Raw genomic sequence first — 25,435 nt, 5'->3', positions numbered from 1 at the left:
CCAGGTCCAGCGGATTCGACATGTATGAATTTTCGAGAATAATACGGAATGTCGTAAAAAGCTGATTTTAAGATATTGATATTTGGAATCAGCTTTTTAGTATGTAGCCAAACAATATGCTTTTTTGTTTCTAAACGGTGGGCCATGGTCGTATTTAAGACAGCGGCTGGTATGCCGCTTATATCTCGGGGCCAGTAAGAAAGGTTTAGCTGATATCCGTGGAAACCACAGACTCCGGATTCCTACGTATCTATACCTTCAGGCCCATCAACTGCATCAATGACACCGACAGCGAGTGTTGTTACCGCAGCAGCAGCTAAAAGATTCTTGGCACCAAGCTTGACTCTGTCCTTATCTTCCTCTTTCATACCCACAACAACATCTTTACCGCTGTTATATACATACTTGGCTGATATGGCTACACCTTTTGCAGTATTGGTTACGGCACCTCCAATATCGGCAAGCCCTGCATCTATGGCGGTATCGTCCTTTCGAATGGCACCACTGGCCAGATCATATGTCCCACTCGCAAGTTGACCAACAGTTTTGCCTGTATTGATGGTAGCTTTCTCTACACCGTTCCCGATTTCTTTGATAAAAGGACTTCCTGCAAGTTCACCCACAACCCGCACACTGCCGCCCAATACTTTCCCGGTAACTTCCCCAGCCAACTGCCCCATCCCTTTTAAAAAACTCATCCATTTTCCCCCGCTCCAATAAGAAGTTGATCCTATGTGTTATCTCAATAAACTTATTATATTCATATGTAAGCCAAAAGAAAATCAGTCTCCAGCCTGAGTGTGTACTCTCGATTGACCGCAACATGCTTGAGAAGTGCCCGATCCGACCCCGGAACGCCACACGCTGCCCCCTTAACGCACTTCATCACAAAAAGGCGCCACTCCCACCGGGAATAGCGCCTTCAGCCCTTGTTTCACCGTACTACCTAATCCATTTGACTACACACGGTTTTAGAAGTTTCTCAAGGAGCAGCAACGTAGTGGAGGGGGAGGAATCGATTCTGAAGAAGCGAAGCGTTCGCCTTTATCCCCGGATTTTCCCCCTAAAAGGGGAATTCATAAAAATCTGGGGATAACAGCGATCGTAAGAACGATCCGCCCCCGGAACGCCACCACTGCTCCCATCCAAACTTCTAACCTCTCTGTGTTCTAGTCAATGAATCCTTCCATGACCGCCGTTGGCATCATGTTGGACTGCCATGCGCCTTTGCCATAGCCGCCGTTGTATCCTGGTGTAGCCTGAGGCTCCCAGTAGAATACACCTTTACCTTTGCCATTCGGCAGATTGCGAATTTGGTTTTTCATCGCCTGAACAAAACTTTTACCCGCTGCCGCCTGATTATTGTCCATGCCAATTTCAGAGATGATGATCTCTTTGCCATAACGGTTGATCAGATCTTTGGCATTGTTTACCGTATTGGTCACAGCGGTGTTCCAGCCGGAAGCGGAAGGATAGAGGGACATGGCGATCATGTCAAAGTTGGCTCCGTTATTAATCAGACCACCAATATTCCATACATAGAGGGCGTTATCATCTCCACCTGCCAGATGCACAATGGTTTTGGTGCCACTGCTCAGGGATTTCACTGCGTTATGGCCTGTGTTTACCAGCCACGCATAGTTTTTCATGTTGGTGGATGCTTTGCCATCTTCCCATAACATGCCGTTGCTTGTTTCATTCCCGATCTGTACCCAGTCCGGGGTAACGCCTTTGCTTTGCATCGCCGTCATGACATCACGAGTGTGGTTCCATACCGCATCCATGAGCTGTTGGAATGTGTAATTTTTCCATGCGGCAGGTTTGGTTTGTTGACCAGGGTCTGCCCAAGAGTCACTGTAGTGCAGAGTGAGCATTACGCTCATGCCAGCATTCTTGGCACGTTGTGCGAGTGCAGCTGCACGATCCTTATTCATGTAACCGTTCCCATAATCATTCGACGGATTAACGAATACTCGAATGCGAACGGAGTTGATTTGATAGTCGTTTTTCAAAATATCAATGATGTCGCGCTGTACCCCGTTTTTATCTTTCCATTTGTAGCCTTGGGCTTCCATGCCGGGAACCCAACTGATGTCTGCTCCTTTGGCGAAACTTGGTGCTGCGCTGGCATGCTGACCTGCGGGTAACAGGATGGAGGTGAATAACAAAACAAAAGCCAACATGATGGATGTCTTGAAACCCCTTACATTTTTGAACATTACAAGATGCCTCCTCGGATTTGGGTTGAGTTGCATCTTCATTATAGCCATCCTGGTTTACGCTACTAAAGGGTCTATTTCCAATATTTTGGGTGTTTTCTCAACCTCTCTACAGAAAAAGACAAAACAAAAAGCCGTCCGAAGACGGCTTTTCTACCCGTGGCGCTTTTTGAAACATTGATCCGTATCCCGCGCCTCCACCAGACTCATTTAATTTGAGCTAGTGGATCGGGTAAGGGACACGTTCAACATGTGATTAGAAATGTTGACGCACCTCCTTTCCTTGTGGCAAGAGTATACAACACCTTGTTTCGGAAAGCTAGTCTTTTTTACGTATTGATGCAAAATTATTTTTCAGTCTGGAACATCGTGATATCTCGTGCATAATGACTCTTCGTTCCGTCATTGTTTCGGATGCGTACACTGTCTTCACTGATCCGCTCTACAATGCCACAACCGACCTCACAATAGACGCCAGCCGGGTCTTCCTGCCATGCGCTTACCATACATTGCGATAGTGCCGCCGTGAAAAACTCTATATTTTTTTGTAACGTTCTAGGTTTGTTGGATTTCATTATATACTCCTTTAATCAGATATATTTGGAATGAGAACTAGCAACCGGACCAAATCACACTGTACTTCACTTTACTCTGTCTATTGACCTTTGTAAAGGGATGGAAAAAGTTGCGGCCATGAGGTATCATTTACATAAATTTTACGTAGCGTTTACACTGCGCTGACGCTTGATGTTGATTACGAATAGTACAATTATAGGAGAACTTCTAACGAAGAATAGATATGCAACACATTCGGAGGCCATACATGCATAGAGACGTCAAAACAGGTAACTACGTTAATCGTGATTTGAGTTGGGTTGAATTTAATCGGCGCGTACTTCAGGAGGCCCAGGATCCAACAACGCCTCTCCTGGAACGCATGAGATTTCTCGGTATTGTCGCTAGTAATCTGGACGAGTTCGTCAGTGTAAGGGTGGCAGAGACGAAAGAGAAGATCAAGGCCGGATTCACGCAAAAGGATTTTACAGGATACACGCCTTCGGGATTGTACCGCAGATTGATCAAACGAACCGGGGGCATGGTCGCCGAACAATATAAAACGTATCGTGAACTCATTCGTCTACTCGCCAAGAAAGGCGTAAACATTCAGGAATATACAGATCTTAATGTGACACAACAGCGCGCAATGGACCAGTACTTTCATGATATTATTTTCCCGGTACTCACACCGATGGCGATTGACCAGAGTCGTCCGTTCCCATTGGTGCACAACAAGTCGGTCTATCTGTCCGTAATGCTGCAGAAGGAAGGGGAGCAAGAGGGCGAGCCGTTTATGGCCATTGTCCAGGTACCTTCCAATCTTCCGCGGGTAGTTCAGGCTCCCATTCGGGCGAATAGCAAAAAGAAAACGTTCATCCTGATTGAAGACCTCATCAAACATCATATTCATACACTCTTCAGCGGTTATATCTCGCTTGCTGCACAGGAATTCCGGGTGACCCGCAATGCGGATCTGTTCATTAATGAAGAGGAAGCGGAAGATCTGCTTGAAGCGATTGAAAAAGAATTACGGCGCAGACGCAGAGGTGCTCCTGTTCGACTGGAGGTCTGCAAAGATTTTCGTCCGGATGCCTTATTGGAATTGCAGGAGGAATTCGAAATCCAGGACCCGGTGTACGAGATTGATGGACCACTCGATCTGAGTTTTCTGGCTGGATTCGTGGACAGTCTGGAAAGTTTCTCACATCTGAAATACAGTCCGGTAAAGCCAGTCTATCCACCGGAGTTTCTGCCAAGAGAAAGTCATTTTGAGCTGCTGCGCAAACGCGATGTACTGGTGCATCATCCGTATGAATCGTTTGAACCGGTCACTGATTTTATATTGGAGGCTTCGGAAGATCCAAGAGTGCTGGCCATCAAGATGACATTATATCGGGTCAATGGCGATTCACGCCTTATTCCGGCACTTGCACTTGCGGCTGAGAGTGGTAAGCAGGTTACGGTGGTAGTGGAACTGAAAGCCCGGTTTGATGAGGAGCGTAACATTGCTTGGGCGCGTAAGCTGGAGAAAGCCGGTTGTCACGTGGTTTATGGGCTGGTTGGACTCAAGACACATGCCAAAATCATTCTTGTCGTACGCCGGGAACAGCAGGGGTTGAGACGATATGTTCATGTAGGAACCGGTAATTACAATGAGAGTACAGCCAAAGTGTATACGGACGTAGGTCTGTTCACCTCCAATCCGATTATTGGGGAAGATGCCTCCGAGTTGTTCAATGAGATTACCGGATATTCCGGTCCGAAGGCATTGCAAGCGTTCCGTGTAGCTCCAGATGGTATGAAGGATGAGCTGTTCTCACTGATTCGTCGAGAAACGGAACACGCGCTGAAAGGCAAACCTTCCAGAATCATAGCCAAGATCAATTCCTTATCCCATCAGGATATGATTGATGAGTTGTACGAGGCTTCTCAGGCCGGTGTGCAGATTGATCTGATCGTGCGTGGCGTATGTTGTCTGCGTCCGGGGGTCGAGGGGCTCAGTGAGAATATTCGGGTCATTAGCATTGTGGATCGTTTTCTGGAGCATTCACGGTTGTTTTATTTTGAAAATAGCGGCAACCCGGATGTATTCATCTCCAGTGCAGACTGGATGACACGTAACCTCAATCGAAGAATTGAACTGATGTGTCCCGTTTTCGATCCAGAGCTGAAGAAGATGCTGGTCGATATTCTTAATCTGTCCCTTAATGATAATGTCAAAGCCAGAGAGCTTATGCCTGGTGGCAATTATGTATTTGTAAAAAATGAAAAGCCCCCGCTGAGAAGTCAGACGGAGGCTATGGGAATTATCCCTTGGAAACCTGCTGAATGGAGTACGATAACGTAATTCCCCAGGCTTCCTTCAGATCCTTGACGGCCTCTTCGAGACCATCAAGTTCCAGTAACGGCTCTGCTGTACAGGTGAACTGCACCTGCAGCGAGCCGTTTTCTTTGGTTGCTTGAATCGCAGCGATGCTCTCGGATCGATTAATCGCTTCGGCTACACGCAGCAAAGAGCCTATACGATGAGCATGTCGCTCATCCGAGTTTTTCAGAATGTCCCGGTGCTTATTAAGCAGCTGGGGCGTTCTTTTTTTGGGATGATAATCGGCCGCACTGGCACTAAGGATCGTCTCTCGGTGGGAAAGTCCATAGATGCTTGCATTCATAATCCAATAAGCCGAGTGCTGCGCATAACGGAAATAGTTAATCTGCTTGCCTGCCATGTGCAGCATGGAGGACGCATACAGGATTCGGGCATCTGCCTCATCAGGAGCAGTACCTTCTAGTGCAGTATACAGGGTAACCGCATCCTGATGAATCCGTTGCAGACGTTTCTCTGGAATAGGCGGACCAAAATGGATAAAATTACGGATGCTGTCCTTCAGCGCGTCCGGAACGACCGGCTGACCTCCAGCCAAGTAATCACGCAGCAACCCGTCTCGCAGACCTGCACCACTAACCACATAACGATCTCCCTGTATTAACTGGAAGACGGTTCGCAGGATCAATACGCCGGGCACGATGATGTCTGCGCGATCTTTAGCGAGCCCTGGCACCTTTTTGCGCTGTGCCGAAGTGAGATGTGGCAGGGAGCGAGCGATGTTCTCCATTGCTTGCTCGCTGATCTCATAATGATGGGTGACAGGCAGCGAGTACTGGGTACGCTTCTGCTCCACTTTGGCGAGTGTACGCATCGTGCCGCCAAGTCCGATGAGTGGCAGACCAGGATGCTCATGAATCCAATCCTGTCCACGGAGAGCTTGAATGACTTCATTGCACAGCGCATTCACATTCTCCTCGGTCCACTGATCTTCCCCCCCATAACGGGCATGTGAATTCACTGCACCAATGGGGAGGGAAATGCTATTTAACCTCTTCCGATCCCGAAAGACTGTGATCTCCGTACTGCCGCCTCCAATATCTACGACGAACCCGTCTGCCAGATCAATGGACTGAGTAACACCAAGGAAACCGTAATAGGCCTCCCGATCTCCGGATACACATTCGATGGTAAGCCCCGTCTCTGTCTCCAGCCATTCGATAATCTGCAGGACATTGCTTGCATTACGAATGGCTGCCGTAGCTGCTGCACGGATTAATTTGGTCTGATACGCTTCACAGGTCGCTTTGAATTGACGCAAGATGGTGATGGCTTTATCCAGAGAATGGCGAAGGATGGTGCCATCCGACTCAACAACGCTGCTCAGACGAGCAGCGTATTTGTCTTCATGAATGATGCGATAGGCTGCATCCTGATCCAGTTCATAGATAACCAGACGAATGGAGTTCGAGCCGATATCAATAATTCCTATGGTTTCATTAGTACGTGTCATAAGCATCTCCTTCTACAGAGGTTCAACTACCCGAAGTGAAGAAGGGCAGCCATGGCTTCCGGTGAACCCGGCGGTGTGGCAGAGAAGGGCGTGGTTAACATAACAACAATGATAAAGACGATGAAACAGGCAAATATAAGACAACTCACGGCAAAGCCGCGATTGCGCTTTTGAATAAACAGTCGAATACCTGTGACAAAGAGAAGTACCGTAACGGCTACCAGAACGATCGACATTGCAAAATAGGCTACGCCATAAAGTGATTTGAAAAATGCTTCCATTTGTTCTAAACGCTCCTTAGATCCTCGTATTTAAGCCCTTCCAAGCCGTTCCTTAGTAGCATACGACAGATTGACTTGTTTGAAAAGCAAACCGGGCGCTTGTTCCGGTTTCCGCCATCACCTTGGGACAAGTTTCATGGAAAAGGGGCCCCTGCCGTGGACAGACATCCAAGAAAGCAAGGCTACTGTTGAGTATGTATAAGGAAGGACTATTGTTCTAGGGAAGGAGATCAACCCATGTCGAGACAGCTTGCAAGCAAGTGGCGGAAGACAGCGGCACTGATGAAATACCCCGTAGCTGCTGTCCATATTCCACAGACCAAGGCGTTCAACTCAGGGAATCTGCTGCACATGCTCAGTCGTTATGGAATGGTGTACGTCAAACCTATTGTAGGTGGCGGAGGTTATGGTGTTATTCGGGTATCGGCGAGCGGTGGGGCTTATCGATACACCCATATGAAAACGACACGTTCTTTCGCCAGTTTCAGCCAGATGTATCGCTCTCTGGTGCGTGTAAAGGCTAGACGCAGGTACTTGATCCAGCAAGGCATTCATTTGGCAACGATTCAAGGGAGACCTGTTGATTACAGAGTCAAAGTTGTTAAAACAGACCGAGGCTGGGTATTCCGTTCCTTGGTTGGACGACTCGCTCGTCCCGGACTTTGTGTAACGAATCTGAGCAAGGGTGGCACCATGTTATCAGGAAGGCAAGCTCTCGGTTTATCCCTGCCCCACATATCTGGTCGACACAAACGCAGGGAGATGCGTTCACTTACACTGACATGCACATACATTATGGAACGTCAGTTCCCTGGTGTTGGTCAGCTTGGATTCGATTATGGACTGGATTATTCAGGCAAGATCTGGATTCTGGAAGTGAATACCAGACCCCAATAGAAAATGAATGGGAAAGCTCAAGAAAATCCAAGAAAAACCGATAATATATAGAAGAAAACAGTATGAAAAAGGTTTGAAATTTTACATTACCGGGTAATTTACTCGCAACAAGTCTTGAAACTATGAATTTATTCCAAAAAAATACGCAGATAAACGTTCTGACCGTAGTACAACATGCCTGTGCATAAATATTGTCCACACTATACACGTTGATTACTCTACATTTTTTCCATTTATCAACAAACTATGCACAGGATTTCCACATAACGTTGTGGATAACAAGAACGCTTGTTCTCTATATGAAACTCTGATATGATAGTTTTGAGGAAAAAAAAGGAAAGGTTGTGGCGGGAAATGGCTATGTTATCCGATGAGATGTTGTTGGATTCCTACCATAAAGCGATTGAGTTGAATCTCGAACGAGATTTCATCGCACTGCTGTTGGCAGAAATCCATAAGCGCAAACTGGGTACCGACGTATCTGCCATTCTTCACTAGAGATCCTCATTGCAGGCAATGTTACAGGTTTCCGGACAAGTCCCATAGTGAGACAGGCCATGGCGTGCTCGTCTGACAATGTGGACAGTACAACACATGATTGCAAACGTTTTCGACTTCGTCTGCCGTGTCAGAGGAAGATTGGAATACGTAGGGGCTGTATGGTCCGGTGTAGTCGTCCAATTTGCCGCATTCTAACAGTCCCTGAAGGCAGTGGGGGCAAGCCTGCTCCGGTACAACCAGACCGTTACACAGCGGGCATATATAAGACAAGGGTATCCCTCCTGATCTGGATTCATTCAGGAGTAAGATACCCTTTTTTGTATCAATATATGTTCATTCAGCGAAACTAGCGTTTCATGTTACTGCTGTGTCCTGGGGACAACTTGGCGTCTGGATCGAAGTATACTTTCGCATTGTTGACGGCTGTTGGAGCTTCGCCAAATCCGACAGCGATCAGCTTCAATTTACCCGGGTATGTGGTGATATCCCCGGCAGCGAAGATCCCTGGAATGGATGTTTCCATGCGGGAATCCACAACGATGGAGTTGCTGTCAATTTCGATGCCCCACTCGGCAATGGGTCCGAGAGAAGAGACAAATCCGAAGTTAACAATTACGTCATCCACTTCAATTTCCTGAGTTTCTTTGGTTTTTACATGGGCAAGGGTTACCTTGGTAATGGTGTCATCCCCATGAAGTTCCGTGATTTCGGTCGGTGTAACGACATTCACCTTGGAATTCATCAGATTTTCGACACTGTGCTCATGCGCACGGAACTTGTCCCGGCGGTGGATCAGCGTCACTTGCTCAGCGATGGGTTCGAGCATGAGTGCCCAGTCTACCGCGGAGTCACCGCCGCCACTGATCAGTACTTTTTTGCCCGCGAAGGCATTCAGATCACTGATAAAGTAGTGCAGGTTGCTCTTCTCGAACTTGGCAGCACCTTCAAGCTCCAGGCGACGTGGTTCGAATGCACCTACACCAGCTGTAATAATGACAGCTTTGGCATGATATTCATTCTCATCCGTCTTCACGATGAAATGTTGCTCATCCTTTTTCTCCACTGATACAACCTTTTCTTCAAGGCGGATGTTCGGGTTAAAATGACTCATTTGCTCAACCAGGTTATTCACCAGTTCCTGAGCTGTAACTTTCGGGAATCCGGCGACATCATAGATGTATTTCTCCGGGTAAAGAGCGGCAAGTTGTCCGCCAAGCTGTGGCATGCTTTCAACCAGTGTAACGGATGCCTGACGCATCCCACCGTAAAATGCGGCGAACAGACCCGCAGGGCCTCCACCGATAATAAGTAAATCAGTCATATCATGACTGGAATTCTGTGCAGTCAAGAATCAACAACACCTTTCATATTTTAATAGGTAGTTAACAGGAAAAATATGCAGGCTACGGATCATAACCGGCATGGGTGCTGAACTGTCTTTCCTATTATAAACGGTGTATTCAGGGTTGCAAAGTTAGCTGTATCACGAATCTGAGAATAATTGATGAAGATCAGATGAGAATAGGATGAAATTGGAAATGAAAGGTTATGAAAAATAACAAAAAAAACCTTGATCTTTGCTACAAATACAGATATCCTTGACCTGTACTATGTGTTTTTTTGTCTAATTTAGAGTCAATATGTAATATGAGCACAGATCCCGTGTTTTGTAGAATCTTGTGGTTAATTTCACAACTTGAATCGCTAACTTGCGTGCAAACGAATCAATGGAATGAGCTATGAAATTGATGCAAACGTTTAAATAAATTCGCGAAGTTAACATTTGTCGTCATAATGGGCAAGACCTCATCAATATTTGTAAGTATGTGCATTTTGCATCTCAACCAAGATTGGGCTGATGCAAGTGAAACCGGAAGGGGTATAGACATGAGCAGTATTCCCAAAATCGTCATCCTCGGCGCGGGCTATGGCGGGATTCTGACAGCCCAGCGGCTGCAGAAGGAATTGAACTACAACGAGGCCGACGTCACATTGGTGAACCGGCATGATTATCATTATATTACTACACATCTACATATGCCGGCAGCCGGCACGGATACCATTGAGCATGCAAGAGTCCCTATTTCGAAGCTGATTGATGAGTTCAAGATTGATCTGGTTAAATCTTCTGTCAAGGAGATTCGTCTGCAGGATCGGAAGATTATTCTGGAGGACGGCACGTTATCCTATGATTATCTGATTATTGGACTAGGCGGTGAGCCTGAGACCTTCGGTATTCCGGGTATGCTTGATCACGCCATGACCATCCGCAGCATTAACTCGGTTAGACTGATCCGAGAACACATCGAATATCAATTTGCGATGTACAAAAACGATAACAAACGAAATCGTATTCGTTTTGTTGTAGGCGGAGCGGGTTTCAGTGGTGTTGAATTCGTAGCTGAACTTGCAGATCGTATTCCACAGCTGTGCAAGGAGTTCGACGTGAATCCTAAACATGTGCACATCTATAATGTAGAGGCAGCGCCTTCGGCCTTGCCTGGATTTGACCCGGAACTGGTAGAACATGCGATGAACGTGCTGAAGAAGAAGGGCGTTACCTTCAAAATTGGTGTTCCGATCAAACAGTGTCTCCCCGATGGGGTTATTGTGGGTGAGGGTGAAAAGCTCGATGCTGCCACAGTGGTGTGGACCGGTGGTATTCGTGGTAACTCACTGCTGGAACAGGCCGGTCTTGAAGTGATGCGTGGCCGGGTAAAAGTGGATGACTATCTGCGTGCCCCGGGACATGAGCATGTTTATGTGATTGGTGATAATTCACTTGTGTTCAACGCGGAAGGACGGCCTTACCCGCCAACAGCCCAGATTGCGATGCAGCAGGGTGTGAACTGCGCGAAGAACGTCGTGGCATCCATTCGCAAGAAACAGCCACAGCCTTTTGTATTTACGAGCAAAGGTACGGTTGCTTCATTGGGTAAAGGTGAAGCGATTGCTGTTGTAGGCGGCAAGAAGTACAAGGGTTGGAAAGCGGCTCAGTTGAAGAAGCTGGTTGATCTGCGTTATCTGTTCATCATTGGTGGTATTCCGCTAGTCCTGAAGAAAGGGCGGTTTTTTGGATGAGACATTGCAGTGTTCAGGTCCGGGGGTTATTGACGCGTGACGAACTGGATCGGTACAACGCCCTGATGCAGGTCGGTGGTTATCTGGAGGAACAGGATCAATATGATCTGGCCTACATCGTGCAGAAAGAAGTGGATATTCTCATTATGCCCGCGATTGAGCGGCTTAAGGAGAAAGGTCGTGACCGTGACCGGGCCACTGCCGAATTCCTCGAATCACTGAAAGCTGTTGATGAAGAGGACGAGGATTAGAGACATAACCTTCCAATCGCTGTTATCCCCAGATTTTTTTGATTCCCTTTTGTTAAAGGGAAAATCCGGTGATAGCGTATGCTTCCGATGCAGCTTTCTTTCAGAAAGCTTTTAGGCGAACGCTTCGCTTTTTCAGGTTTTTTCTGTCCTTTCCGTTTTTGTGTAAATAAATAGTTCAAACAATATAGATCTAAATCAAGCTTGAGGTAGTAGAATATTCATAGATAAAAAAGCACCGCTGACAATATCCTTTACAGGAGATGTCGCGGTGCTTTTTGTGCGGTGCACTATTTTTACAGCTTAAGCATGTCTTCCAACGTTCCTTCGTTCAACAGACTTCCCACATAGAACGAACCGAATTCGCCATAACGGGCGCTAACTTCATCAAAACGCATCTCATAGACGAGTTTCTTGAACTGAAGTGCATCATCCGCAAACAGCGTTACGCCCCATTCCCAATCGTCGAAACCGACAGAGCCGGTAATAATCTGTTTTACTTTACCCGCATAGCTGCGACCAATCATGCCGTGACTGCGCATCATCGTACGACGCTCGTCCATGGACAGCATGTACCAGTTGTCATTCAGCTCACGTTTTTTGTTCATCGGATAGAAGCAGATGTATTGCCGCTGTGGCAGAACAGGTTTCAGACGGGCGATAATCTCTGGATTCTGCATTGGGTCTTCGCCTTCTTTGCCAAGGTAGTTGCTCAGTTCCACTACACTGACGTAAGAATAAGACTTCGTTGTGTACTGGGCAAACATCGTTTTGTTAAACGCGTTCTCAACAGCCTTCAGATCTTCCAGCGTTTCACGCAGGTGCATCATGACGAGATCGGCTTTTTGACCTACAACCGTATAAACAACGGTACTTCCTTTGGATGAGTCCTCGACTTCTTTCCATTCTTTCCAGAATTCCTGAAGCTCGTCCAGTGCTACAGCACGTTCTTCATCATCTGCTGCTTTCCAGGCGGCCCAGTTAATCGAGCGAAAATCATGCAGGGCATACCAGCCCTCCAGTGTTGATGCTGCTTCGTTCATTGGTTGTGTTCCTCCTGCAAGGTATATTTCCAAATCCCTATAAGGGGTTGTTCAAAAGTCCACACTGAAAACCGGTCTTTTTGAACACGCACTATAAGGGACGGGTGAGTGCTTTATCGTTTACATTGTATCCCAACATGAAGGAGAAGGGCAAATGAACAGTACACAATTATAGGGAAATTTGTCCAGAAAGTTCGTTGCTTCGCCACATTTTTTGCGGTACACTAACTACTATCCAGAAGTGAAACCCGAAAGTGTGAAAGAAGAGGTGAATGTCGCCCGATGCAATTTATACCTGTGTTGGTATTAATGGTATTATTTTTCGTTATGATGTTTGGTATCGGTTTCATTCTGAACATGCTGATGAAGACCACCTGGTTTCCTTCCTATCTGTTCATCATTGTAATTCTGCCTGTTGTTGTATACTCTCTATGGGATCATTCGTCGTCTCTGATGTCACATCTGAGTTCTTTCCAGCTTGTGGACTATATGACGGGCATCGCTGGACTGGCTGGTGCGGTAATAAGTGGCTGGACGATCCAGAAGTTACGTTTGGGTGGGTACAAAATGTTTTAGATTGTTGGAACGAGGTAACACATGCCACTGTAATCGCGTAAAAGTCTTGTCTTTGTCGTAAACGCTTACGAGTACAAAGGGAAGGCTTTTTTGCTGTTCACTTATATCAGAAGGTTTATTGTACACTTGTACTTCATATACATTTGGAGAACATTCTCTTTAGAGAATCCCTTGTATTCTGCGGCTACAGCTTTTATAGTATTCTAGCGGCACTCGACATTTTTATTTTAGAAATTTGCTGAATTCGGCGAAAACGTGAATGATGTCGACCTAGGACGAAACGGAGCGAGAACAGGCCCTCTTTTTACCTGTTTTTGAACATTTGAGGATCAGACATTTATGATAGAATAGATAAACACACATTTGGGGAGAAGGAGATCAGGCTATGCGCATGAAGAATCTGCACCATTATACTGAACATCATCGCTACTGCGTATACAGGGAGTTTGGACTTAGCGCCCTGGATGACCGTATGCTTACAGGAGCATATCAGCCCATGGTAGGTGCTTTTGCGGTTGGCTTGTATCGGCTGTTGTTTCAGCATCTTCCCGGTGAACAGGTCGGTTATTCGCCGCTGGAGCAGCAACGGAGGCTGTTCATGACGCTTGGCCTGGAGCCAAGCGAGAAAGGGCGTAAATATCTGGTAGAGCAGGCATCCAAGCTTGAAGCGGTGGGACTACTTCAGACTTCACGGCTATATATACCGGAGAATGATGATTACATCTACGAATATGAGCTGCAACCGCCGCTCTCTCCGGCAGAGTTTTTCCGGACACAGCATTTGACACTGCTGCTTCGTGACAAGATAGGCAAATTCGCCGTCCTTTCTCTGCGTTCCGGGTTCTCGGCAGTGGAAAATGGGGACGCGCCTTATCCCGCAGCCAACAAAGAGAATATTTCTGTTCCCTTTTACGATATATTTGAATTGAATACTCATGTGATTGATTACGAGTTGGAGCAAGCATTGTCGGAAGTATCAACAACGGCCCAGCGGACAGGCACGAACGATGCAGCGGAAGAAAACAGTTTGAACTATGCAGACATTATTTTGCGTTTCCCGCGCGAGTCGGTCAATCGCCGTCATGTAGAGCAGTTGCGATTCGATCATGAACAACTGGGCATTGTGAATTACGTAGTGAACAAGTTCAATCTTAGTGTGCAGGATGTATGCCGTCTGTTGGATGAAGATGATATCTTCACTCCACAGGGCCAGCTGATTCTGGATGATCTTCAGCATAAAGCGAGCATGCAGTTCAGACAGACGAAGAAGCGCCATGAGCAACAGACTGTACAGGCAGCCAAGGTTGTGGCACTGAGGCAGCATATGGAGGAGCCAGAGCGGAAAGAAGACTCCGGTGAACCACCTGTTGAGCATGGAGTACAGATGGAATATTACGTCGAAGTACCCCCGCAATTCATGACGAAGTGTGATATTCATCAATACAATATGATGTTGCGTAACGAGCCGTATACCCGCCTGTTGCAGACGTTCTTCCCAGGTGCAGTACCGGACAATCTGATTGATATATTTGAGAAAATTGATCTGAGCTACAAGTTGCCTGGTGAAGTCATCAATGTATTGATTCATTATCTGATGGCATTACTTGTATCTGGCGGAGAGCAGCGGATTAACCGTAACTTCGTTGAGGCCATTGCCTCCAACATGTTGCTCAAACAGGTGAACTCATATGAGAAAGCTGTGCAATATATTCGTGATCAGGCCAAGGTCAAAGGTAAACAGGCTGCTGGTGCAGCTGGAACCCGTACCCGTACATACGGCAAAGGAACCAAAGCTAAGCCCGAAATTCCGATTGTACAAGACATAAGCAACGATGGGGATGCCGTATCTGAGGAAGAGTTCGAAGAGATGATGAGATTTGCCCAGCAGATGCAGGCGAGTAAACAAAAAGGAACTTCATAACTCCCTGACCAAGAAGAAGTGCAAGTCCACTTTTACCAAAGGAATAAGAGCCATTCGCAACGTATTAATGCGAATGGCTCTTATTTTTAAATCATGCTTTGTATGTTCCATCGGATGGATCTATTCACGGGTTAGTGGATGTTCTAATTCTACATGACCCATTAAACTGTCAGTTGCATCTCCATCAACAAGCAAATCAATACGGGTTACTTCATCAAACTGAAAAAAGGTTCCTTTCAAAGCATCGATCGCTAAGAGTTCTCCGCCAGACCCTAATCTTGCTTCATCCGGAATATGCACATCCAGCGTTAATTTCCCTTGATCAAAAGTAGCAGAAAGCAGTTCAATATTACTCCACAATGGAATTAGTTCGGTTTGATCACTACTTTGAAGTGCTGCATAAGTCTTACTGTATTTTTCGGAGTCATCTTTGAATGTAATTTCCTTCTTACGTTGCTCTACTTGTAATAATTGATCATCTGCGTAAAAAACCTCAATTTCTTGAGATTCTCCATTTTCTTCGCTTGGGTTAGCTGTTGGCGCTGGTGTCGTATTTACAGGATCGGAACCCTGCACTGGACCAGTAGAAGTAGGTTTGCTACCGCACCCTATCGCTAGTATGCTTATTGCACATATTGCGATAGCCACATAGATTCTTTTTTTCATAGAAGCACATCCTCTTGAATTATTCACTGCCCTATAGCTTCAAATACTCTTTTATCCCATCCACAATGGCCTGTGCTGCTTTATTTTGATTGCTTTCTGACATCATGGCCTCTTCTTCCATCTGGTTGCTTAAGAATCCGATTTCTAGAAGAACGGCAGACATTGTAGTTTCTCGGATCACCTGGTAGTTTCCGTTCTTAACACCACGATCTTTAAATCCCAAGGCATCGATCAGATTTTTATGAATGAGGGTCGCTAGTACTTTACTGCTCTCCCGTTGGTAATAATACGTTTCCGTTCCCGATATCTGAGGAGCAGCAGGGACGCTGTTACCGTGTATAGATACAAACACATCTGCGTTGAGATCGTTGGCAAGTTTGACACGTTCCGGTCGTGTAGGGTAGATATCTGTTTCCCGAGTCATTATTAGTTCTATGTCAGGTTCCTTTTTCAAAAGAGCCTGCACTTTTAGCCCTAAAGCAAGGGCAAAATGTTTCTCGGGTTGCTTAGTGTAACTTATTGTACCTGGATCACTTCCTCCATGTCCCGGATCAATAATGACGATTTTCTTGCCGCTGTTCACAGGAGTTGCAGGTGCAGGTTCATTAGCCATACTTAGATCAAAGATAAATTTGCCGGCGATTGTCTGTTGTGTGTAATTCACCGAATTTATATTGTTTAATTCGATTACGATTCGAACCTGAGGAGGATCATTTTTGAAAAGAGAATAACGTATATCAGTAACACTTGGGAATTCGTTAACATTCAGTCTTCCCATGGATCCTCCAGAGGGGACCTGTCCCATATTTCCGAAATTGGTGGATGGGAAATCCAAAATAATTCGTTCGGGATTTTTAAGTGTAGATATGACTGGAGCAACTTCACGGTCCAATGAGACGACGAGTTGATTATTGGCATACGTTATATCATGAACCAGGTTAGTGCCTGCATCATTTCCATGAGAGGGTGAAGCTGGTTGTGATACATTATTGCTAGTTAGCGTAACAATCTTGTCTTTGTTATTCCAGCCCACTCTCAGACCCATCTCTTCACTAACAAAACGTAGGGGAACAACAACCGTATTCTTGATCATTTGTGGAGCGATATTAAGTTGGACGGTGTTGTTCTGGACTGTAGCTTGATCCTTTCCAACGGTCAAGGAGATTGCATTGGAAGCTTGTTCGATATTTACATTTTGTGTTTTTTGGTCCCACTTCACGTTGAATTTTAAATTCTCAGCGACTACCCGAATCGGAATCATAATATTGTTTCGTACATTAACGACTTCAATATCATGAGGTAAAACTAGCTCCTGGCCATCTAAAATAATTTTAGTTTGATTCGTAGCTGCATGGGTGTGCATGGGGATTAGCAAGAGTAGCAGCGTACTGAATAGTAACAGGATGATAGATTTCTTCATTTTACACCTCGGTTTTAATTTGCGTAGTACTAGACTTCTAACGGGGAAAAACCAATCACCTCCTGTTTCTTTGATGAAACCCAAATTTACTATAATATTCTGTTCACTAATATGAACGCTACAAAGGACATGAAAGTCGTAAAGAAAAACGGTTTACTACAAAATATGGACAAGAGAACTGTTGTCAGTAGGCAGGGGACAAGGGAAGGGAGTTAAATAATGATGTTATTTATCTAATTTAAACCACTGCTGAGATTCTTTCCGAGTCATCTTTTTTACAGGTTTAACTTTTTTGCTTGTGGTATCGTATCTGAAAAGAATCCATTGATCTGAAGGATACTCACTAATGTAATCCATATTTTTTCCGTTTTTATGCCATAAAATTAAACCTGTGCTAATATAGTTGGTTGCCCGAGGGAGATGAACTAAACGGTCTTTCTTTGTATCGTATATGGCTAAAATGCTCTTCTCCGTATTTCCATAAGCAAATGCAATGATGTCTTCTTTTGGTGACCAATTATAAGATGTAATGGTTTCGACATCTTGTTTACCTGCGTTTTCAAGACGTTCGTTTAAGATGATGTACTTTCCTGTTTTAACGTTCACAAGAATAAGATTGCTGCCGGCACTTTTTTCTGCTCGGATAGCAATCCAGCTATTAGATGGAGATTCAGCAACACTTGTGATATCGATTAATTTCACTCCAAAGTCTTCCGTATGCAGGATGTGTTTTTCTTTACCATGAGCAACTGTGATCGTGTCAATCATGTTGTGCTCAAAGTCGGCAGCAGCATCCTGCTCTACAGTATTTGCAGTTATAGTGGTGTTGTCACCTTTCCAGACCATTTTGTTTGAGCCGATCGTTTTATGGAACTTAGGTATATTCTGGTATGTCGAAGCGTTCACAGAAGTTGTTTTAGTAGCAATGTGTGCTACTTTATCAGAAGCATGAAATGAAATTGGTGCAGTGGATAACGTGCCTAAGTTACCTAAAACAATGATGCTTGATAATAAAGCATGGGTGTATTTCATGATTATCACTCCTTAAGTTGGGAGGCGGTTACCTGATGTGATTTCCTCCAGATCGTTGTGACATTTCAGAGAACTAGTTAACTTATAGGCGTTGCAGAAAACAAATGGCTCGTAGACTACTACAATCTTTGCTTATCATGATTAATTTGTAAAGATATGAAATTTTAGAGATGATTTGAAGTGAGGTTTTAAAACGTGACAACAAGAAAGATAAAAAATCGTAAGGTAGAGGAGAACTCTGGCAGATACGATTGCGATTAAAAACTACCCATGACGCACATGCGTCATGGGTAGTTTTTAATCATTTCCATACGTTCAGGAGGGGGCCTTGTGAAATAGAGATGTCCTAATCACTTCGTTGGACAGACAGAGTTTTGTGTAAAAATGGCCACTGCCCGGGAACGACTATTCTTCGTATACACCTCCGAACCGACTTACTTGACCGGTCCCATCCAGGTTGAAATCGTCTTCTGCTGATGCGGCAACGGCGGTTTCAGCTTCCCGTTATCGATCAAATGCTTCAAAATATAAGCGACAAGCCGGCCTCCGCCGGTGTTGCCTCTCACCATGTAAGCAAGCTGCGGCTCCAGATGCTTCGGCTGATTTTGCAGGAACAGGTTGAGCATTTTGTCGTAGAGCTTGCCGACAGCAGGCGCATACAGAGCGGACAAATCCGGCATTGCCTTGTTCAACCGATCCAACGTTTGCGGGGAGTCCATCCAAACCGCATTGAACTTGTACCCCTCCTTTGTCTTGCGGATGTACCCCTTCTCCAGCAGGAACGAATATTGCTCAGCGTTCTCTTCGTTGTCGGGCAGTTCCCCTTGTTGGAACGCGTGACAAATCTCGACATTCCGATATTCCAGGAAACGCCAATCCATCTGGCGGTCGCTCCAGTACGTATTGAATTGCCACAAGTATAAAGGAGAGTCTTCGACGTAGCGAAGCGACGGACCGAAGGTGACGAAACTACTCATATCAAAACCCGGATCGGCATAGTGGCTCCGATTTAACGCCGCATAGGCAATATATTGACCTCCGTCCTTTCGCATTGGTGCGACCGCATCGAAGTTTTCGCCAGCCGGCATGCTCCGCCAAGATTGCTCCTCGATGTTCTTGGGCAGCAAGGTCCAGAGCAGGAAGTTATAGTCGCCGTCTGGAACGTATACTCCGCTATCCTCGACTTGCCGGCGAACTTCCATTAACGCGTCGAAATGAACATCGGCCACTTCGGCGGCGCAATCTTGCCAGAATTGATGACCGGCTACGGCCAACTCGAAAAGGTCCCAGACGATGGTATTGCTTTGATATTTGCCGGGAGAGGTTTGGATGAGAAAATTGTAATCGGCCAGGTGCTGGACTTCGCCTTCCAGCAAAGATGGCGGCATTCCGAGCTCCTCCGCGATTTGATGCACGGTACGCGCCTTGTGATAAGCCGCGTAAACGATATTTTGCGCCAAGGCGCGCCCAAGAAAATCGTTGGTTTCGCCCATTTTGCCGGCCGAACCGGAATGACCCATTTCCCCCATGCTGATTGGATTGACACTTAAAGTTCCTGTTGCACGCATACGTTTCATCCCTTTCCGTAACTCCTTTTTAGCTTCGCTCAAATGCCACTTCACCGTGCCTGCAGGAATGTCCAGAGCAATCGCGATATCGCTGATTTTAAGCTCTTCGTAGTAATGCATGACCACGATCCGGCGATGAATATCGGACAGAAACGCGACTTCTCGGCGCAGCTCGCGTGAAGCTTCGGTTGCCAGCAACCGGTCAAGCGGCTCCCGGGAAGGGGCGGCAGACAGTTCAGACATACCGTTGATTTCGATTACTTGGGGAGCGTGCTCGCGCTTTTTCAACCAATTCACCCAAGTGTATCGAGCAACCGTCCAGACGTAAGCGTCAAGGCTTCTAATGTCCCGCAGCCCAGAGAAGGATTTTAACAACTGCAGCATAATCTCCTGAGCCAGATCCTCCGCTTCGGCCCGGTGCTTGACCCGGTTTAACGCAAAACCGAAAATCGGTTTCACATAGCTCCGAATCGCTTCTGCGACTTCTTTTCCGTTTGTACTAATTGAATCCATTGTTTCCTCCATAGTTGCATCTGTAATTCCTGACAATTATATAGTGTGCCAGGCGAAATAAAGGTTGGGATTATTTTTTTAAAAATTTGGACGTCCTACGGATCACTCATACACGTATAATTACAAACATCATAAGTAGGTCATTTCAATGGTTAAAGAGACGATATGAACTTTTGTTAAGTATATTGGAAAAGAGTTAAACAAGTTGAAGATTACTTTTGATGTAAAGTTCTCACTTTTAGTATATAAAGATACTTTTTTTCGTCCAACTATGGGAGGACACAAACTAGAGAGCACGAGCCAAAGTTCTTCTTCGGGTACTTGGGGTACGCCTTCGTTCCGTACTTAACCAGGGTTGATAGAAATGTAATATCAGAAGAATTTATGATTTTAATAGGGGATAGTGATTACTTATTATTCCAGATATATGCTACTCTCTTTTTATTCCATAGTTTTCTTAACGGAGAAAATGGAAATATAAATGTTGGGGGTAATTGCTTGCTTCTATCCGAACGATTGCCAATTGCAGCAAGTCTGTACCCTGAGCAACCTGCGTTAATGCGACATGGGCAAACGATGAGTTATGGGGAGCTTAACGGTCAAGTTGAAAGACTGAGTCATGCTCTATATGTTGAAGGACTCCGGGCTGGTGATCGCTTTGCCCTTTTAGGTGATCCAGATCCCCAGCTCGTTGTTGCGTTTTATGCAGCAGTTGGGATCGGTGCTATACCGCTCGTACCGTCTCCTATGCTAACAGTGCCTGAACTCGCTGCCATATTACAGGATGCAGAACCACATATGATTATTCATGATGACCAACATGCTAACGCAGCGATCGCCACGGTAAAGCTTCTTGGGTATTGTCCAAAACTGTTCACGACAGACGAAGAAGGGACGAATAACAGTTTGCTCGCTGCTCTTTTGCAGCATGAACCTGCGTTCTCTCCAAAAGACCAATTCAAACCAAGTGTAGACGATACGGCAGTCCTGATTTATACGGGTGGGACAACCGGCCGACCCAAAGGGGTCATGCATTCGCATCGTGGTATGGCTGCTTGGAATCAACTTACGCCTTCTGCAGGCTTCGGTCATGATCTCAGTCGTCGTGTGTTGGTACTTAACTTATCCCATCTGGTGGGTCAGTTCCAGTTGTGGGCGACCATGGCTGCGGGAGGTTGTCTTGTATTCCTAGACGAATACCCGGCGGATGTAAACCGCGTTATGGAAGCTATTGAACGTGATCAGATTACGCAACTCAGTACAGTAGGCCAACTGCTTCGGGATTTTACCCGCGAGGCAGCCGTAGGAGTGAGAAACTTGAAGAGCCTAACGCTTATTGGCTGCGGAGGGTCCATTATTTCCCCGGATACACTACAGGAGGTTGTATCGCAATTTCCTGATGCTACTATTGTGAATAACTACTCACAAGCAGAATGCGGGATGTCCATAAGCCGTCTTTTTCCTGCTCAGCATATGGGGAATTCTCATCGCCTTCGATCCGTAGGTCGTCCAGCCGACCTGGCTGTTCAGGGTGAGCAGGCCTTCGAAGTTCGGATATTAGATACGGACGGAAGTGAGACAATGACGGGTGAGGCTGGAGAAATCGTTGTTCGAGGTGCACAGATCATGATGGGATATTGGCGTCAATTGGAGGCTTCTGCCGAGACCATGCCCGTTGGTTGGATTCGAACTGGGGATGTCGGTTGCCTGGATGAAGAAGGTTACCTGTATGTGTTTGATCGCTTGAAGGATATGGTTATTGTGAGCGGTTCCAATGTATTTTGTGCCGAAGTGGAGCATGTCCTTATGAACCATGAGGCGGTAAGCGAGGCGGCTGTAATCGGACATCCTCTTCCAGACGAAGGAGAGGAACTCGTTGCTTTCATAGTATTACGGGACGGTGCAAGGTTGGATCTAACGCGGGTGCGGGCGTTTTGTGAGCCACACCTTGCTCCGTACAAATGGCCGACTCAGCTGTTCATTGTGGATAATTTGCCCAGAACGGCTGTGGATAAAATAGACAAAAAGCAGTTACGGAAGTATCTATCCTCAATGTTGTCCAACGGGGTGTAATCAAAGAAATACATTGATTCAAAAGCAATGAATGTTCAGCAGGTGGGTGCGTTCCTATAGGAACAAACAGCCCTTCAACTTCCTTTGGGAAGTGAAGGGCTGTACGTATCTCAACTAGCATACGGGCGTGCACGAAAATTATAATTACCTCAAAATCGTAGTGGCCTGATTGCCTGCATAATCCTCAATGACTAGCTTCAATGAGCTGTTGCTGGACGCTGGTGTGAAGGTCAGTTCACTCAGTTTTGTTCTTCCACGAATGATATACGGGAATTTCTGCGAAACGTAAGTGACGCCGAACTCGCGTGCTACCCCATTTTCATATACATAGATCTTGTACCAGTCCTCCAGATCCGGCAGGGCAAGCGTGTACTTCCCATCTTTTACCGTGACCTTATCCTTGGCGTATGGTGTAATCTGAAGATCTGCGAGCTGTCCGGTATGGCTAACCGGATTCTGCCCGCCAATGGCGATATTCAGTACATAATGTTCACCGTTGGTTGGAAGTCCGGTCAGAACGGCAGATGATTTTCCTTTTTTGACCTGAAGCGACTCGGTGAAGGGTTTATTGGTGTATTCGGTTTCTAGTGTGATCTGAATTGACTCGTTACCTTTACCCTTGTCTTTATCTTTATCCTTATCCTTATCCTTATCCTTATCCTTATCCGTATTCTTATCTTTGTCTTTCCCTGTATCTTTTGCTTTCTTCGGGTGGTCCCAGCTTACAATGGCATCGCCATTCTTTTTCAATTTCACATCAATATTCTGAACGGCTGCATTCAGATCATAAGGCAGGACGGTTGCTTCACTTTCGGTACCATCTGCACCAACAGCACGTATGGACAGTTCTCCAGAAGGCTGTTTTAGCGATTTAATATAAAAAGTGGAATCATACACGCCGCCAACATAGGCACCATTTTCATACAAATTGTATTGTTTGACCTCTGAATAGTCCTTCATGTCCCATGCGACAACCAGTTCATTGGTGTTGGTCAGTGCTTTGGCAATATGGAATCCGGTCGGTGCATCCGGCACAGCCGCTGAACCGTCGAACATGCGGATCTCACCAATATTCATTTGATAGTTCTCAATTGCTGCACCATTCGGGTCAAAGGACAATCCCATGGCAGCAATGGTCTTGCCTTGATAGGCACTCAAATCCAGTGTAGCTGTCTTCCAGCCTTCCGTATGCTGACCTGACTGAGGCACTTCTACGTTGACCACGTTAGATGGATCATCTTCAAAGATTAACCCAACATGCAGGGAGGAAGCATCGCTGGTGGACGGTTTGTTATACGTCAGCTCCAGTGTGGATTGTCCTTTGACGGACAGGTCGGTCTTGTACAGGCGCAGGAAGTTCTCCGCGTTCAGTGTACCGTTTACCACGAGTGAGCTGCCGCCCTGGAATGCGCCAATGGAATCGTAGTTGTACCTTGCGCCTTTCTCATAAGATGGGCCATAATCAAAATCGACACTCAGTTTGTCGCCTTCGCTATCCATCCACCATTGCCAAGTGACGGGGATATCCTGAATGTTGATATTGGACCATTCCTTGTCGTTCGAGACAGCGCCGTCTTCATAATATTTCAAACCGTGACCTGTATTGAAGTTTGTCGCAAAATTCGAGCCATTGATGACGGATCGCTCGGTAAGATATGCAGCAATCCCATCCCAGTTTGCGCCGGAAGCATACACATCCGACAGATTGGCAGAAGCGTTACGACGCGCATCCGTAGGGTCCTGATTTGGACCAGACCACCAAGCACGATCGCGCACGAAGGTCATCCATTGGTACTCATCTTCGGCTCGGTGATTGGTGACGCCATCGCCCATCTCTTCATCCAGAGCGTTGTGGGTGAAATCGGCACCTAGTGTCGCGATACTATTCATGGGCTGACCGTTCTCATCCAGATTGTGGCGCAGGTCGTAGGATTGCTTCCAGCGGCCGAATCTGTCATGACCACCTTCAACACCTGCAAATACGGTTTCCAGTGGATCAAGTCCCAGACTGAGGGCATGGTCGCGGGAATCGCGTAGCATCTTGTGGTTCCATACGTAGTTCAGGAAGATGGAATCCGAGACTCTGCCGAGAACGGAATCCTCTACAAAGGGGCTATTAAGGCCGTTAAATTGGTTCTGGTATTGAATCTTGCCTGTTGTATTGATGGTGGAATCATACCACTGAACGTACAGGCCTTTATCTCTTAGATATTTCATGAATTTCTTGTAGGAAGCGATATCCTCAGGGGCTACACCCCGGGCAACCTCTTCCTGATTGAAGAAGTATCCATCGTAGTTGTAGTATTCTGCCATCTCGGCAAGTTTCTCGGCTACAGGGAAATTGCCGTTTTCATCCTGAATCAGCATTTGTTTATAGGTTTGTGGCCCACGGTCATTGTCCGAGAAAAAGATGTTGGCAATGGATTTGACGCCATTTTTGTGAGCTGCGTTGGTATAGGCCGGATTCGGGATATTCAAAATGCCAAACTCGAAGTATTTCTCCGTCCACTCCTTACTGGGATCGTATAATTCCTCCGGCACTCCGGCAGAAGCCATGCCATGCCAATAGCTGTAGTAGTCTGTATACTGCCAATAATTAAAGAGATATTGGCTGAATTCATTGGTATAAGGTGTGCTATCGAAGAATGCATTGCCGTAATCGCCACTCATCGTAAATAGCTGGGTGTCTGGACTAAGCTCAGGATAAGCTTGCGTGGCAGCGAACGGTTCATTACGGGGCTGCAAGGGGACATGGGCACGAAGCAGATCACCATGGATGTCACTTTCAGGTGTCCAGTTCAGAATCTGGGCTGAGGTATACCCGTGCTGATAGGGCTGATTCACCCCTTTGGCGCTTTCACCTGTGTAAGGGAGCGTGTCTCCTGCATAAACGGATGATGCAACAACTTGTCCAAGCAATGCCGTAGTCAATACCATGGCAGTTACTTTGGGAATGATGCCTTTCGGTTTGAGTTTGCGTGTCATGATGTTCCTCCTTCAAG

General features: G+C 46.1%; 21 protein-coding genes. 8 read left to right on the top strand and 13 right to left on the bottom strand.

From position 1 onward, the window contains the following. Positions 1-242 precede the first annotated feature (242 nt). The 3 genes from MKX40_RS25390 to MKX40_RS25380 all read right to left on the bottom strand — a co-directional run bounded on the left by MKX40_RS25390 (position 243) and on the right by MKX40_RS25380 (position 2,794). Complete coding sequence (locus MKX40_RS25390) at positions 243-698, bottom strand: hypothetical protein (RefSeq protein ID WP_339237489.1); 456 nt, start codon at positions 696-698, stop codon at positions 243-245. Positions 699-1,169: 471 nt separating this feature from the next. Then, positions 1,170-2,183: a glycosyl hydrolase 53 family protein gene (locus tag MKX40_RS25385; protein WP_339243201.1), complete on the bottom strand. Its 1,014-nt coding sequence runs from the start codon at positions 2,181-2,183 to the stop codon at positions 1,170-1,172. 383 nt (positions 2,184-2,566) lie between these two features. Then, positions 2,567-2,794, bottom strand: a complete 228-nt coding sequence (locus tag MKX40_RS25380) for a hypothetical protein (protein WP_017692425.1) — start codon at positions 2,792-2,794, stop codon at positions 2,567-2,569. Positions 2,795-3,042: 248 nt separating this feature from the next. Here MKX40_RS25380 and ppk1 point away from each other — a divergent pair, with 248 nt between their 5' ends. Then, complete coding sequence (gene ppk1, locus MKX40_RS25375) at positions 3,043-5,124, top strand: polyphosphate kinase 1 (protein WP_339237486.1); 2,082 nt, start codon at positions 3,043-3,045, stop codon at positions 5,122-5,124. Here ppk1 and MKX40_RS25370 read toward each other — a convergent pair. Continuing rightward, positions 5,084-6,613, bottom strand: a complete 1,530-nt coding sequence (locus MKX40_RS25370; protein WP_339237483.1) for a Ppx/GppA phosphatase family protein — start codon at positions 6,611-6,613, stop codon at positions 5,084-5,086. The two genes, ppk1 and MKX40_RS25370, sit on opposite strands and share 41 nt — an antisense overlap. Before the next feature lie 26 nt (positions 6,614-6,639). After that, positions 6,640-6,894, bottom strand: a complete 255-nt coding sequence (locus MKX40_RS25365) for a hypothetical protein (RefSeq protein ID WP_062837940.1) — start codon at positions 6,892-6,894, stop codon at positions 6,640-6,642. Positions 6,895-7,131: 237 nt separating this feature from the next. Here MKX40_RS25365 and MKX40_RS25360 point away from each other — a divergent pair, with 237 nt between their 5' ends. Together MKX40_RS25360 and MKX40_RS25355 are read left to right on the top strand one after the other, a co-directional pair. Next, entirely contained in the window at positions 7,132-7,791 is a 660-nt protein-coding gene (locus MKX40_RS25360) for a YheC/YheD family protein (protein WP_339237480.1), read from the top strand. A 354-nt stretch (positions 7,792-8,145) separates the two neighbouring features. Beyond that, a complete protein-coding gene (locus tag MKX40_RS25355; protein ID WP_017692430.1) occupies positions 8,146-8,289 on the top strand; it encodes a sporulation histidine kinase inhibitor Sda in 144 nt (47 codons plus the stop codon). Positions 8,290-8,310: 21 nt separating this feature from the next. Here the strand turns inward: MKX40_RS25355 and MKX40_RS25350 are convergent, their stop codons facing one another. Continuing rightward, complete coding sequence (locus MKX40_RS25350; RefSeq protein ID WP_339237478.1) at positions 8,311-8,562, bottom strand: hypothetical protein; 252 nt, start codon at positions 8,560-8,562, stop codon at positions 8,311-8,313. 76 nt (positions 8,563-8,638) lie between these two features. Continuing rightward, complete coding sequence (locus MKX40_RS25345) at positions 8,639-9,640, bottom strand: NAD(P)/FAD-dependent oxidoreductase (protein WP_339237477.1); 1,002 nt, start codon at positions 9,638-9,640, stop codon at positions 8,639-8,641. A 539-nt stretch (positions 9,641-10,179) separates the two neighbouring features. On the opposite strand from MKX40_RS25345, the gene MKX40_RS25340 reads away from it, so the two are divergent. Next, positions 10,180-11,373, top strand: coding sequence for an NAD(P)/FAD-dependent oxidoreductase (locus MKX40_RS25340; protein ID WP_036605766.1), 1,194 nt, complete (start codon positions 10,180-10,182; stop codon positions 11,371-11,373). Continuing rightward, positions 11,370-11,624: a hypothetical protein gene (locus MKX40_RS25335; protein WP_339237475.1), complete on the top strand. Its 255-nt coding sequence runs from the start codon at positions 11,370-11,372 to the stop codon at positions 11,622-11,624. Before MKX40_RS25340 ends, MKX40_RS25335 begins: the two co-directional genes overlap by 4 nt. 293 nt (positions 11,625-11,917) lie before the next feature. Here MKX40_RS25335 and hemQ read toward each other — a convergent pair whose 3' ends face one another. Beyond that, the gene (gene hemQ / locus MKX40_RS25330; protein ID WP_062837936.1) at positions 11,918-12,664 is read right to left on the bottom strand and encodes a hydrogen peroxide-dependent heme synthase; all 747 of its coding nucleotides are present in this window, start codon (positions 12,662-12,664) and stop codon (positions 11,918-11,920) included. 282 nt (positions 12,665-12,946) lie between these two features. Between hemQ and MKX40_RS25325 the strand changes: the two genes are divergently transcribed. Both MKX40_RS25325 and MKX40_RS25320 read left to right on the top strand, forming a co-directional pair. Beyond that, positions 12,947-13,240: a YuiB family protein gene (locus tag MKX40_RS25325; protein ID WP_339237474.1), complete on the top strand. Its 294-nt coding sequence runs from the start codon at positions 12,947-12,949 to the stop codon at positions 13,238-13,240. A 385-nt stretch (positions 13,241-13,625) separates the two neighbouring features. Continuing rightward, positions 13,626-15,161 (top strand): helicase DnaB, encoded by a 1,536-nt coding sequence (locus MKX40_RS25320; RefSeq protein ID WP_253440624.1) that lies wholly within the window; start codon positions 13,626-13,628, stop codon positions 15,159-15,161. 120 nt (positions 15,162-15,281) lie between these two features. Here the strand turns inward: MKX40_RS25320 and MKX40_RS25315 are convergent, their stop codons facing one another. The 4 genes from MKX40_RS25315 to MKX40_RS25300 form a co-directional block, all read right to left on the bottom strand. Continuing rightward, a complete protein-coding gene (locus MKX40_RS25315; protein ID WP_339237472.1) occupies positions 15,282-15,827 on the bottom strand; it encodes a GerMN domain-containing protein in 546 nt (181 codons plus the stop codon). 31 nt (positions 15,828-15,858) lie between these two features. Continuing rightward, positions 15,859-17,247 carry an N-acetylmuramoyl-L-alanine amidase family protein gene (locus MKX40_RS25310; RefSeq protein ID WP_339237469.1) on the bottom strand — a complete coding sequence of 463 codons (1,389 nt, stop codon included), beginning with the start codon at positions 17,245-17,247 and terminating at the stop codon, positions 15,859-15,861. Positions 17,248-17,472: 225 nt separating this feature from the next. Beyond that, positions 17,473-18,279, bottom strand: coding sequence for a hypothetical protein (locus MKX40_RS25305; protein WP_339237467.1), 807 nt, complete (start codon positions 18,277-18,279; stop codon positions 17,473-17,475). A 434-nt stretch (positions 18,280-18,713) separates the two neighbouring features. Continuing rightward, positions 18,714-20,360 carry an RNA polymerase sigma factor gene (locus MKX40_RS25300; RefSeq protein ID WP_339237465.1) on the bottom strand — a complete coding sequence of 549 codons (1,647 nt, stop codon included), beginning with the start codon at positions 20,358-20,360 and terminating at the stop codon, positions 18,714-18,716. Positions 20,361-20,858: 498 nt separating this feature from the next. On the opposite strand from MKX40_RS25300, the gene MKX40_RS25295 reads away from it, so the two are divergent. Continuing rightward, positions 20,859-22,433 (top strand): class I adenylate-forming enzyme family protein, encoded by a 1,575-nt coding sequence (locus MKX40_RS25295; protein ID WP_339237463.1) that lies wholly within the window; start codon positions 20,859-20,861, stop codon positions 22,431-22,433. Positions 22,434-22,577: 144 nt separating this feature from the next. On the opposite strand, the gene MKX40_RS25290 is transcribed toward MKX40_RS25295, so the two are convergent. Continuing rightward, positions 22,578-25,418, bottom strand: coding sequence for an endo-beta-N-acetylglucosaminidase (locus tag MKX40_RS25290; RefSeq protein WP_339237461.1), 2,841 nt, complete (start codon positions 25,416-25,418; stop codon positions 22,578-22,580). Positions 25,419-25,435: the final 17 nt, after the last annotated feature.

It is taken from the genome of Paenibacillus sp. FSL R5-0517, from assembly GCF_037974355.1.
Lineage (GTDB): Bacteria > Bacillota > Bacilli > Paenibacillales > Paenibacillaceae > Paenibacillus.
The sequence above is the reverse complement of the archived record's forward strand: the minus strand, read 5'-3'. Positions and strand labels throughout refer to the sequence as shown.